This is a genomic window from Lichenicola sp. (genome assembly GCF_965198575.1).
Lineage (GTDB): Bacteria > Pseudomonadota > Alphaproteobacteria > Acetobacterales > Acetobacteraceae > Lichenicola.
The window spans coordinates 1,687,063-1,700,150 of sequence record NZ_OZ240671.1 but is presented as its reverse complement, the minus strand read 5'-3'; the positions used below and the strand labels follow the sequence as shown (position 1 = coordinate 1,700,150).

Genomic DNA, 13,088 nt, shown 5'->3' with positions numbered 1-13,088 from the left:
CATAGCCTTGATGGAGCCGTTGATGGACCCGATCGGACACGTCTCTTCGCCGCACACGGCCCATGAGAAACTGGCCGCGCCGGCGACCGAGAAGGCGCCTCCCTGCACGCTGGTGATCTTCGGCGCCCATGGCGACCTCACCAAGCGCCTGCTGATGCCGGCTCTCTACAACCTCACCGGCGCCGGGCTGCTGGATGATGGGTTCTCGGTGATCGGCGTCGACCGCGTCGAGGGCAGCAACCAGGCCTGGATCGACGAGCTCGGCAAGACGATGCAGGAGTTCACCAAGGATCCGAACGCCGAGTTCTACACGCCGCAGATCAACACCGACTGGTGGGGCAAGCTCACCTCGAAGTTCGAGTATGTGCAGGCGGATTTCACCAACCTCGACCAGCTCGGCCAGCTGAAACAGAAACTGCACGGCAACGTCGTGTTCTATCTCGCGGTGGCCGGGCGGTTCTTCGGCACCATCGTCGAGAATCTCGGCAAGGTCGAGCTGGTGGCCCAGGGCGAGAACGCGTTCCGGCGCGTCGTCATCGAGAAGCCGTTCGGCGCCGACCTGCAGAGTGCACGCGCCCTGAACGAGCAGATCCTGAAGGTTCTTGACGAGAGCCAGATCTATCGGATCGACCATTTCCTCGGCAAGGAAACGGTGCAGAACATCCTGGCGATGCGGTTCGGCAACGGTGTGTTCGAGCCGCTATGGCGTCGCGAGTATGTCGACCACGTGCAGATCACCGCGTGCGAGACCGTGGGCGTCGAGGGGCGCGGGGCGTTCTACGAGCCGACCGGTGCATTGCGCGACATGGTGCCGAACCATCTGTTCCAATTGCTGGCGATGGTTGCGATGGAGCCGCCGAACTCGTTCTCTGCCGAAACCGTCAGAACGGCCAAGGAACAGTTGTTCGAGGCGATCCGGCCGATGACGCCGGAGAATGCGGTGCGTGGGCAATATACCGCGGGCAAGGTGCAGGGCCGCGACGTCGCCGCGTATCGCGACAGCCCCGGGGTGGCGAAGGACAGCAACACCGAAACCTACGTCGCGCTGAAGCTCGAGATCGACAACTGGCGCTGGTCCGGGGTGCCGTTCTACATGCGCACCGGAAAGTCGCTGACCGGACGCCTGACCGAGGTGGTCGTGCATTTCCGCCAGGCGCCGTTTGCGATGTTCAAGGATACGCCGGTCGACAAGCTGTCGCCGAACAACCTGACCCTGAACATCCAGCCGACCCAGGGCGTGACGCTCGGCATCAGCGCGAAAATCCCCGGTCCGAAGATGGATCTCGGCGGCGTCGAGATGCGGTTCCGCTACGAGGACGCGTTCCAGCTGACACCGAACGTCGGTTACGAGACGCTGCTGTACGACTGTCTGACCGGCGACGAGACGCTGTTCCAGCGCGCCGACAACATCGAGGCGGCCTGGCGTGTGGTCGATCCGGCGCTGCAGGCGTGGGAAGCGGACAAGGGCGGGCCGGAGCTGTACGAGGCCGGCACTGCCGGGCCGAAGGGTGCCGAGGACCTGCTCGCACGCGACGGCCGCGCCTGGATGCCGCTCGACCGCGACTAGGGCGGCCACTCCCTGAGCCTGGCGCTGCTCGTGGCGGCGTCAGGAATACGCGCGCCTTCCCGACGATCTTAAGGTTCCGTTTACCGTTCGTCGTCACACTCTCCTGATGTCACACCGACTGCCCGTGCGCCTCCGGAGATGCCGTGCAGGCCGTTAGCGTCGCCGCGACGGTGGCGCTGCAGGCAGCCACCACTCCGGCGGGCATGACGACCGCCCAGATCGCGGCCCTCGGCAGTGCTCAGGCCGGGGCATTGACCGGTGCCGATATCGCCTCCCTCAGCGTGCAGCAGGTTGCCGCGTTCTCGCCCACCGGGATCTCCGGCCTGAGCGGGAGCGCCATCTCAGCCTTCGGCACCGACCAGATCGCTGCCCTCCGGCCGGCGCAGGTCGCCGCCCTCAGACCGACGCAGGTCGGCACGTTGGCGCCGACGCAGCTCGCCGCCCTCAGGCCGGTGCAGATCGGGGCCCTGAGCGGCGCGCAGCTCGCCGCCGTGGCCCCGGGCGGTTTCACGGCATTCGGCTCGGGCCAGCTCGCCTCGCTGTCTCCGAACGCGTTTGGCGGACTGACGACCGGCGACCTCGATGCGCTCTCGACCACCCAGGCTGCCGGCCTGACCCGCGCCCAGATCGCCGTACTCAGGCCAACACAAGTTGCGGCCCTGTCGACGACGATCCTCAATTCCCTGGGCGCGAGCCAGCTGTCGGCACTATCCGGGCAGGCGATCGCGGCGTTGACGACCGCCCAGCTCACAGCGTTCACCACGACCCAATTCGGCGCGCTCGGCAGCGGCCAGATAGCGGCATTCGGGTCGGCGCAGGTGGCGGCCTTGCCCGTTGCCGCCATTGCCAGCCTGACGACTGCCCAGGTGTCGGGATTTTCGCCGAGCGGCATCTCCGGCCTGTCTGGCGATGCCATCACCGCCCTCTCGACCAGCCAGGTCGCCGCCCTGAGCCGGGTCCAGACCGCCTCCCTGAGCACCGCCAGCATTGCCGCCCTGTCGGTGAGCCAGATCGGCGTGATCTCCACTGCGGCGATCACCGGTCTCGGCAACGCCCAGGTCCGCGCGCTCAGCGCCATCCAGGCCGGTGCCCTGACCGCCAGCCAGGTCGGAGCGATCAATGTCTCGCAGGCTGCGTCGCTATCGACCGCCGATATCGCGGCTCTCACCTCGACCCAGCTGGCCGCATTCTCGACCGCCGCGGTGACCGGACTGACCACCGCCGACCTGGCAGCACTGGATACCGGCCAGCTTGCCGGCCTCACCCCCGGCCAGTCCGCGGCGCTGCGGCCGCTCCAGGTGGCAGCACTGCCGACCGCAAGCCTGAACTCGCTGACCGCCTCACAGCTCTCGGCCTTCTCGAATGCAGCCATCGCCGCGCTGACGACTACCCAGATCGCCGCCTTCACCCCGGCGCAGACCGGTGCCCTGACCGTCAGGCAGCTCGGTGCTTTGGGTTCAGGCCAGATTGCGACGCTGCCGGTTGCGGATCTCGTCACACTGACCCCGGGCCAGATGGCGGCGCTGTCGCCTGCAGGGATCTCCGGCCTGACCACGACCTCGATCGGCAGCCTCGGCACCGCTCAGATCGCCGCCCTGAGGCCAACCCAGATCGCAGCCTTCAAGCCGGTGCAGGTCGCGGCGCTGACATCTCCCCAGGTTGCCGGCCTGGGCGCCGGACAGATCGGTGCGTTCAGCGCGGTGCAGGTCGCGGCCATCCCCGCCAGCCTGATCCCGGCGCTGAATTCCACGCAGCTTGCCGCCTTCTCCAACCTCGCCATCGTCGGCTTCAACGCGTCGGATCTCGCGGCACTCTCCTCCGATCAGCTGGCGGGCCTGAGCCCCACCCAGCTCGGCAGCCTGCGGGCTGTCCAGGTCGCGGCATTGCCGACCGCAACCCTGAACGCGCTCGGCAGTGCCCAGCTCGCCGCCCTGCCGCCGTCCGACATCGCGGCACTGACGACCACCCAGATCGCCGCCTTCACCTCGACACAAATCAGCGCGCTGACCACCCGCCAGATCGCCGCACTGGGCTCGGCCCAGGTTGCGGCGCTGCCCGTTGCCGATCTGCCAGCCCTGACCACCGCCCAGGTCGCGGCACTGTCGCCGGTGGCGATGAGCGGCCTGAGCAGCACCGCGATCGGGTCCCTCGACGCCGGCCAGATCGCCGCCCTCAAGCCGTCACAGGTCACCGCCCTCAAGCCCGCCCAGGTCGCAGTCCTGAGCGCGGGCCAGGTCGGCCTGCTGAGCGACAGCCAGATCGGCGCACTCACGCCGGCCCAGCTTGCCGCAATCCCGGGCAGTTTCACGGGGGCAATGACATCCGCCCAGCTCGGCGCGATCTCCAACACCGCCATCACCGGCCTGACCGGCAGCGCTCTCGCGGTCCTCTCGACCGATCAGGTGGCCGGGCTGACGACCGGCCAGCTCGCCGCCTTCAGGACCAACCAGGTCGCCGCCCTGCCGACCGCAGCCCTGAACGCACTCGACGGCGCCCAGCTCGCCGCGATCCCGCCCTCCGACATCGCTGCGCTGACGACGGACCAGGTCGCGGCCTTCACCACGGCGCAGATCAGCGCGCTGACCATCCGCCAGGTCGGCGCGTTGGGCTCGGCGCAGGTTGCGGCCCTGTCCGTCACCGATGTCACGGCGCTGACCACTGCCCAGACCGCATCACTCTCTGCCGCCGGCGTAAGCGGCCTGGGCAGCATCGCCCTCAACACGCTCGGCAACGATCAGCTCGGCGCCCTCAAGCCGAGCCAGATCGCCGCGCTGCAGCCGGCACAGGTCGCGTCCCTGGCATCGAACCAGGTCGCCGCCCTCGGCAGCAGCCAGCTCGGGGCGCTCGGATCGGCGCAGCTCGCAGCCTTGCCCGGCAGCAGCGTCGCCGCCCTCAGCTCCAGCCAGATCGCGGCGCTGTCCCCGAATGCGATCCGCGGACTGACCGCGGCCGGTCTGGGCGCGCTGTCCACCACCCAGACTGTCGGCCTGACCCGGCCCCAGGTTGCCGCGTTCCTGCCGGCGCAATCCGCCGTCCTGTCGACGGCCATCCTGGACGCGCTCAGCGGCAGCCAGATCTCGGCCTTCTCCACCCAGTCAGTCGCCGGGTTCACGACCAGCCAGCTGACGGCCTTCACCACCACCCAGGTCGGCGCCCTGACCGGTGTCCAGGTCGGTGCGCTCGGTTCGGCGCAGATCGGCGCGCTCTCCACCGCCGACATCGCTGGTCTTGCAACCAACCAGGTCATGGCGCTTTCCACGGCGGGGATCGCGGGCCTCACCACCGATGCAATCGCCGCCCTGTCCGCGAGCCAGATCGGCGCACTCGGCTGGACCCAGCTCGCGGCCGTCGGGACCGCCGACATGGTGGCACTGTCGAGCACCCAGATCGGTGCCCTGTCCGCTGCCGCCGTCACCGGCCTGACCAGCTTGCAGCTGCAGGCACTCACCCCGACGCAGGCGGCCGGGTTGACCACGATCCAGATGGGAGCTTTGAGCGGGTTGCAAACGGCGGCGCTTGCCACTGCCGACATTGCCTCGCTGACCCCGGTTCAGGTTGCAGCATTCTCGCCCACCGGGATCGCCGGTCTGAGCTCGACTGGAACCAGTGCCTGGAGCACCGCGCAGTTCTCGGTCCTTGGTACCGCTCAGATCGCGGCGCTCGGGAGCCAGAATATCGGCGCGCTGGACGAGCTCCAGATCGACGGCCTCACCACGACGCAGCTTACCGCGCTGACGTCGGTCCAGGCCGCCGCACTCCCGGCCGGTATCATCGCGGCCCTCGGGACCGGACAGCTCGTGGCACTCTCGACGGCTGCTATCGGTGGCCTCTCGACCGCTGCCCTTGCCAGCCTGGGGACGGCGCAGCTTACCGCCCTGACCACCGCGCAGCTCGGCGCCCTCAACGGGGTGCAGACCGCCGCCCTGCTCCCGGATGCGGTGGATGCACTGACCAGCGCGCAGCTGGTCTCGTTTTCCAGGGGTGGCGTCAGCGGGCTCTCCACCGGTGCGATCGGCGGCCTCGGCACCGATCAGCTCGATGCGCTCACGACCGCCCAGATCGGTGCGCTCGGCTCCGGCCAGGTGGCTGCGCTATCGTCGGACCAGCTCGACGCGCTGCCGGATGCGACGCTGCAGGCGCTGTCGGCGGCCGCGATCGGCGGTCTCGACGTCAATGCGACCGCAGCCCGGATCACCTCGCTGCAGCCGGCCCAGCTTGCCGGGCTTGGCTCGGCGCAGGTTGCCGCGCTGTCCAGCACGACGATCGACGCGCTCACCAGCGTCCAGTTCGCGGCCTTGTCGGCTGCCGGGATCGCCGGCCTCGGCACCGCCACCCTTGCAGGCTTCGGAATACAGGTTTCCAGCCTAACGACCACGCAGGTGGCAGGGCTCGGTTCGGACCAGGTCGGATCGCTCTCCACGACGTCGATCGCCGCCCTCTCGACGGGCCAGATCGCCGCCTTGTCCTTTTCCGGCACGACCGGGCTCGGCGTGGCGCAGGTGGCGGTGCTCTCCACGTCACAGGTCGCCGCCCTGGGCGCGATCCAGCTGCTGGCCCTGGCGCCGGCGCAGATTGCCGCCCTGTCCACCACCCAGATCGCCGGGATGAGCACAGCGCAAGCCGCCAGCCTGAGCCCCAACCAGATCGCCGTGCTGACGACCAGCCAGATCGCGGCATTCTCCAACACCGTGGCCGGCTTCGGGTCGGACCAGATGCCTGGCTTGTCCACCGCAGACATCGCCTCGCTCGGCACCGGCCAGTTCACCGCCCTGAGCGATGGCGCTGTCGGCGCCTTGTCGGAGGCGCAGGTCACGGCGGTCACCACCACCCAGCTGACCGCCTACCGGGCGAAGCAGCTCGCAGCCTTCTCGAACGCCCAGATCTACGAAATGACGTCGAGCCAACTCGGCGCGCTGTTCGGCTAGAGCATCATCCGATCGACTCCGCTTCTCGATCGGATAAAGCTGCCCGGCAGGATCGCGGCCTCTCGTGACGGGCAGGCGCCGGTTTTCCAGGATGCAACATGCAGGCAACCGCGTTCATCGGCGACGAGGGCGGTCTGGTCGCGTCCGGCATCGCGGGTCCGGTGCCGTGGTGGAGCTTCACCAAAACCGTCCTTGCGACGGCCGCCCTCCGGCTCGTCGAGGACGGCCTGCTGCAGCTCGATGGGCCGGTCGAGGGTGAACGCTTCAGCCTGCGCCAGCTTCTGCGCCATGAAGCGGGGCTGCCCGACTATGGCGCGCTGCCGGATTACCATCGTGATGTCGCGGCCGGTGCCGCACCCTGGCCGATCGAGCGGCTCCTGGCGGCCGTCGATGTCGAACGGTGGCACTCCGAGCCGGGAGAGGGGTGGGCCTACTCGAATATCGGCTACCTGAAGGTCTCGCAGCTCATCGAACGGGCCTCGGGCCTGCCGCTGCAGGCTGCTCTCGACCGCCTGGTGTTCCAGCCGGCGCGGATCGCGACAGCGCGTCTGGCAACCCTCCCGGCCGACCTCGAGGGCGTCCAGATGGGAGCTGTCGAGAACTACGATCCGGGCTGGGTCTTCCACGGCCTGATCGTCGGAACCGTGGCCGACGCCGCCGGTCTCCTGAGGGCGCTGATGAACGGGGACCTGCTCGGACCGGCCATGCTTGCGGAGATGCTGCGCGGACGCGCGCTCCCCGAGTATCGCGGCGAGCATCCGGACCCCGCCTACGGGCTTGGCATCATGCTATGGGCGAATGATCCGCTGGATCACCCGCTGGGACACCGGGGCGAAGGCCCTGGAAGCAGGATCGCGGTCCTGGCGCGTGGCACGAGAGCAGCCGCGGTGTGGACCGCACTGCCATCACGCCTGGACGCCGAGGCGCATGCCGTCGCCCTGCTGGCCTGACCGTCCGGGCGGACAGACCAACGCCCGTCCATGCCGGCCGAGGATCCGGCCGGCATGAAGATCCAGGTCAGCCTCCAGCCCGTGGATCGGGGCGCGTCGCCCTCTCGTCAGGCCGCGAGACGCGCCCGAATCGCCTCCAGGCCATCGCCATCCTCGATCCGCGGCGCACAGAACAGTGCGGGGCGGCTTGGCGCCCCCGGGTAGAGCTGGGCGTACTCGCCGGCATTCTGGAACATGCCGCGCGATCCGTCATCGACGAAGCTCTCCGACAGCGCGCCTTCGGCCACGATCACGTCGTGGGTGTCCAGCTCGAGATGGATGTAATCGACCTGGTCGACGCACGCCGCCTGCACGATCGCCCGCCCGTCCACCAGGGCCGAGGCCGGCACCAGCACGCCGTCCAGGAACATCGCGTGCAGCGGTGACACCGTGAGCGGGCGGCGCGGTACCGGCTGACCGGCGGAGTCGCGTCCGAGCGAGCCCGGAGCGAAGGTGACCGGCAGGATGTCGGTGCGCGCGGTGATGAAGCGTCCGTCGTACGAGCGGCGCCCGATCCATTTCAGCGGCCGCGACGTCCCGTTGCGCGTGACCAGGTGATCGCCGATCCGGAGGGCCTCGATCGGCACCTCACCCTTGCTCGTCAGGATCAGCGTCCCCGGGCAGTAGCACGGCGTGCCCTGCTCGACGGTCACCGTGACATATTCGCTGCTGCCGCTCACGACGAAATAATCGTTCGCATAATTGCCGACGAGGTCGATCTCGATGGAGAGGCCGCCTGCCGAAACCTCGAGTTGGCCGGTTGCCGCATCCCAGGTGGCGGTGTCCGCTGCGCCGCTCTGGATCCCGAGAAAGCTGAGATTCGCGCCGACATCGAGAGTGACCGCTCCGGTGTCCTGCTCGTATTCGCCGGCCGACGCGCCGGACAGTTCGAGATAGCCGGTGCTCATCACGTGCGCGCCCGCGACGTGGCCGCCGGCCGATACCAACAAGGCGGCGCCGGACAACACCGTTACCCCCGACACGCTGCCCAGCACGGTCTCGCTGCCGTCGTCTTTCACGTCGTTCGAGACGCCGCCCGCATACACGATTTCCTCGCCGTCGATCTGCACGATGGTGCCGGATGCGACACCGCCGGAGAATATTTCCTGGGCACTTTCGTACAGCTGTCCCGAGCCGCCGATCGTGGTGTCGATGGCCAGGCCTCCGGACTCGACGAGTATGGCGGTGCCGCGTCCCGGGGTGGCGGTGAAGTTGCTGAACTGCACGGTGGAACCGACGCCCGTGATGCCGGAGACGACGCCGCCGGCCAGCACGAACACGTCGGCCGCCGAGACATAGACACCGGACAGGCCGTGCGCGTCGTAGGATCCCTGGTTGGAGCCGTTCAACTCCGCGACGCCGGTCGAGACAACCAGGCCGCCTGTCGTGGTGATGCCGCTCGTCGAGGCGCCCGGGGCCACCACGAGGATGCCGCCGCTGGCCACGTCCGCGCCGTCGACGACGCCGCCCGATGCCGCGAACACGATGCCACCCGACCCGATCGTGACGCCGGAGACCGTGCCATCGAGATTGTCGATGATGAAGCCGCCCGAGACCGTGTCGTCGAGCGACACGCCGCCGCCCTTCACGATCTCAAGGCCGCCGCTCGCGATCACGCTCGCGGTCGAATATCCGCCGGTGCTGATCGTGATGTAGCCGGCACCTCCGACATGCGCCGAGGCGATCGTGCCCTCGAGCGCCAGCATCGAGGCATAGGCGCCGGAGACGACCGTGCCTTCCGAGATCCCGCCCTCGTACGCCTCCTCGCCTCCGGAAGCGAAGACGTGGTCGCCGTGGGTGATGGACTGGTTGTCGATCAGGGCGCCCGACGACGCGCTCATCGCGTTGGCGACGCCACCACTCAGGATGTAGGCGAAGGCCGCGCTGGTCACCGATCCCGAGGTGAGCGTGCCGCCGTAATCGAAGATGCGGCCGCCTCGATTCTCGGCGTTGATGTCGATGCCCGAGCCGCCGGAGGAAATGATCACTTCGAGCACGCCGGTGCCGGGCCCGCTTGCCGCGCCGGTCACGCTCGTGTCGCGCACCGTGCCGCCCGACAGCACCGTCACGATCCCGTCCGATGCCGAGATCAATGTGCCGCTATCGAGCACGAGTGCCGTACCGGATCCGAGATCGGCAAAGCTGATGGTGTTGCCGACCACCAGATGGCCATCGTTCTCGTGGATGACGACACCGGTCGAAATGACCTCGCCGCCGTCGGACACGATGCCGCTCAGCACGCTGCCTGCCAGCGCCACCACGTAGCCGCCGGAGGACAGCGTCAGATCCGACACGGCGCCGCCGCTGGAGGCGATCACCAACCCGTCGGACGTCACCGTGCCGCCCTGGACGATGCCGCCGGCGCTGACGAAGGCCTCGCCGCCGCGGCCGATCGTCGCATCGTCCAGCGTTCCTCCCGACATCAGGAGGGCGCTGCCGAAGAGCCGGGCGTCGACCGCGCTGCCGCCGGTTTCGAGGATCAGATAGCCGTTGGCGGCGACCACCGTGGCCGAGGCGACGCCGCCCAGCTCCACCAGCTCCTCGCCGCTCGCGGAAATATAGCTCGAGATCGTCTCACCGCCTCTGACGTCCTGTGTCGCGGCAAAGATGCCGACACCGACGGCAAGGCCGCCAGACAGGACGTTCTGGAACGCGAACGAAAGCGTCGAGCCGGAATCGATGCCGCCGCTCTCCACGTTCTCGACGCCGAGCTGGGTCACCGTCAGGCCGCTGGCGACGCCGCCGGACAGGACGTCGATTGTGCCGGAAATCACGTCGAACGATGCCGAGCCACCCGAGGTCACCTCGACGAGGCTGCCCGACGAGACCGTGCTGCTGTCGATGCTGCCGCGATCGAGCACGAGGACTTCCGTGAAGCCGCCTGAAAGATTGGTCAGGCCGGAACCGACGTAACTGATCCCGCCGCCGCTCGTGAAGAGAAGCTCGCCGGTGGAGACGATAGCGCCGCCGTCATCGATCGTGCCGCTGACGCTGCCGCCGATCACCACCATGACCGCACCGGACAGCAGCGTGTCGCCGTCCGCCACCCCTCCGGACACCAGGACCAGGCCGCCCGACGACACCACGGTGCCGCTATCGATCCCGCCATCGATCAGCAGGCCGCCGCTCGCGATGCTGCCGCCGAACGCCGAGCCGCCCGCACCCACCGTGAGCGCCCCGCCGCCCTGCACGAGTGTCGCCGAGGCGACGCCGCCGCCATCGATCACCGCCGAGCCGCCGGAGAGGATGGACGCGCCCTGCATCGACGCGTCGAAGCCGACTTCCGTACTGCCGCCCGACAGGATCTGCGCCGAGACCGAGACGCCGCCACTGAAGACCGTCGCACTTCCGGCGATGCTGTCGCCCGTCGCGATGCCCCCGGAGAACACGTACTGGCTGGCGCCGGCGCCGATCAGCGAGCCGCTATCGCTGCCGCCTTCGAGGATCTCGGTGACGCTGCCAGAGAACGTGCTGTTCTCGACGATGCCCCCCGACTGGACCTCGACCAGTGTCGGCACCGACGCCGAAATGAAGGCACCCGACAGCACCTGTCCGGATGTGACGATCGTGGCGCCGCTCGAAACCAGCGCCTGTGACGACGAACCGTGCCGCATCATGTCCTCCAACATTCTTATCGGGTGTGACGTGCTGTCACGGATTGCTGCTGGTTTGCGGCGCTCCGGCGGGCGTGGCCGTTGCGGCACCGACGAGGTGATAGACGATCGGCGTGCCGTTCCCGACGGTGTAGTTGTAGTACGCGCCTCCGGTATTCACCGGCTGGTTGTTGGTCACCACGCCATTATATCCGGGGATGCTGCGATGGAAGACCGTCGTCGACCGCGTGGCCGAATTGCTGCCGGAGACAGTCTGTGCGTGGCCGGCGCTGTAGAGATAGGAATTCAGGTTTCCCATCCGGCCATACTGTTCGACCAGAAGCGCCACCACGCTGGAGAATTCCGGCGAGCTGACACTGGTCCCGATCACGCCCACGTATTGGCCGGCCTCGGTGACGACGACCGCGGAGCGCTGCGTATTGCCGTTTCCGTTGAGCGGGGAGTTGCCGCCATTGCAGGGCTGGACCGCTTCGCTGCCGGGGCATCCGCCGACCTGCATGCCGACATCGGGCAGGGCGCGGAAGCTCGTCGAACCGGTCTGCAACCCGGTCTGGTTCTGGAATGCGGGCTTTGCATAGATGGTGGAAATGCCGCCGCCGGCGCCCCACCACAGGTCGCTGATCGTGGCGCCCACGCCATAGGTGTCGGCCGGCACTTCGGGATCGCCATACGCGTTCTCGCCGACGTATGAGGAATCCAGCGAGCCGGCGGTCGATGCGGTGATGAGGTTGGTGCCACCGACGGCGGTCACGTTCGGATCGCTGGCCGGTGTGCTGACGCTCGGGATCGCGGTTCCGTTGGTTCCCTGCAGGACGTAGTTGGCGGTCGGGCATTCGCGACCCGCATCGTCGCCCGACGAGACCAGGAAGGTGATGCCTTCCGCATTGCCCTGCAGGAAGATCTCGTGCTCGAGCTGCAGCTGTCCGGTTTCGTCGACGCCGTTATTGTAGGCGGCGGTGTAGAACAGCTCGCAGGCGCCGAACGAGGATGAGACGACGTCGGTCACGTCCTGCGCCACGACCTTCACGTACGCATCGATGATGCTGGCGTCGGTCAAGTCCGGGATCGAGTAGAGAATGACGTGAGCGCCGGGTGCGCCGCCGAGCGACTGCTGCACGTCGAGCGACGCTTCGACGAACGCGCCGCCGCCCGCAGCGGCGCCGCCATTGACCGGCACCCGCTCGTACAATCTCGGATCTGCCGGCTGGCCCGAGTTCTTGGTGAAGTTCTCGTGGTTGAACATCATCTTGATGTCGGAATCGAGCACGTCGGACGACATCACGATGCCGATGGTGGCGCCGGTGCCGTCCAGGCGCTGTTTCTTGCCGTTGACCGTGATCATGGTCTGGTACGACGGATACTGGTACGCCTGCCGCAGGTCGTCGTACCAGTACACACCGACTGCGCTCTGGCGATTGCCGGGCTGCCCGATCGCCGAGGCCGGCAGCGGCACGCGCTGCGAGTAGATCCGGTGCTCGCGGACGTTGCGGTCGAGGCCCAGCACCGTGCCGCCCGCCGCCCCGATTGCGCCGCCGAACCTGATCACGCCGGTGGCGAAGGGCCGCGTATGGCCGGTCGCGGTGCGTCCCAGGGCGAGCGGTGTGCCGAGCGCGCCGGTCACCGCGGATGCCGGGCCGGATGCGTGCAGCACCCGACCTTCTGCGGTGACCGAAAGGCCCGAAGCGCGGAGCTGTGCGCTCGCGGCCTCGATTGCCGCCGCGTCGGCGCCGAAGCGGGCATTCACCTCGGCCGGCGTCAGCCAGTGATGGAAGGACGCCGAGGACGGATCATGCTGGGCCGCCACCAGCGCCTCCAGCCCCGCCTTGTCGCGCAGCGGCAGCACCACGTCGAACCCAACCGCGCTGGATGGCGCTACCCCGCCCATCATCGCCATGGGTTCCGCCCATGCGCATGTGGAAAAGGCGAGCCCTGCCATGCCTGCCATCAGACCGTATTGGATTCGCAACGCACGCTCCTTTCTGGATGTCGATCT

General features: G+C 68.4%; 5 protein-coding genes. 3 read left to right on the top strand and 2 right to left on the bottom strand.

All coding sequences use genetic code 11. From position 1 onward, the window contains the following. The first annotated feature begins 22 nt into the window (after positions 1 to 22). The 3 genes from zwf (at position 23) to ACOEQ2_RS07805 (ending at position 7,442) form a co-directional block, all read left to right on the top strand. Entirely contained in the window at positions 23 to 1,567 is a 1,545-nt protein-coding gene (zwf, locus tag ACOEQ2_RS07815) for a glucose-6-phosphate dehydrogenase (protein WP_419730810.1), read from the top strand. Between the two features lie 143 nt (positions 1,568 to 1,710). Beyond that, positions 1,711 to 6,492 carry a beta strand repeat-containing protein gene (locus tag ACOEQ2_RS07810; RefSeq protein WP_419730809.1) on the top strand — a complete coding sequence of 1,594 codons (4,782 nt, stop codon included), beginning with the start codon at positions 1,711 to 1,713 and terminating at the stop codon, positions 6,490 to 6,492. Between the two features lie 98 nt (positions 6,493 to 6,590). Next, the gene (locus ACOEQ2_RS07805) at positions 6,591 to 7,442 is read left to right on the top strand and encodes a serine hydrolase domain-containing protein (RefSeq protein WP_419730808.1); all 852 of its coding nucleotides are present in this window, start codon (positions 6,591 to 6,593) and stop codon (positions 7,440 to 7,442) included. Between the two features lie 107 nt (positions 7,443 to 7,549). On the opposite strand, the gene ACOEQ2_RS07800 is transcribed toward ACOEQ2_RS07805, so the two are convergent. Together ACOEQ2_RS07800 and ACOEQ2_RS07795 are read right to left on the bottom strand one after the other, a co-directional pair. Continuing rightward, positions 7,550 to 11,185, bottom strand: coding sequence for a Hint domain-containing protein (locus ACOEQ2_RS07800; RefSeq protein WP_419730807.1), 3,636 nt, complete (start codon positions 11,183 to 11,185; stop codon positions 7,550 to 7,552). Further along, entirely contained in the window at positions 11,133 to 12,989 is a 1,857-nt protein-coding gene (locus tag ACOEQ2_RS07795) for a S53 family peptidase (protein ID WP_419730806.1), read from the bottom strand. The genes ACOEQ2_RS07800 and ACOEQ2_RS07795 overlap by 53 nt, the downstream gene beginning before the upstream one ends. Positions 12,990 to 13,088: the final 99 nt, after the last annotated feature.

Coding starts and splice junctions, on each gene's coding strand:
- ACOEQ2_RS07795 (WP_419730806.1), bottom strand. CDS start 12,989: ATGGCGATGATGGGCGGGGTAGCGCCATCCAGCGCGGTTGGGTTCGAC.
- zwf (WP_419730810.1), top strand. CDS start 23: ATGGACCCGATCGGACACGTCTCTTCGCCGCACACGGCCCATGAGAAA.
- ACOEQ2_RS07805 (WP_419730808.1), top strand. CDS start 6,591: ATGCAGGCAACCGCGTTCATCGGCGACGAGGGCGGTCTGGTCGCGTCC.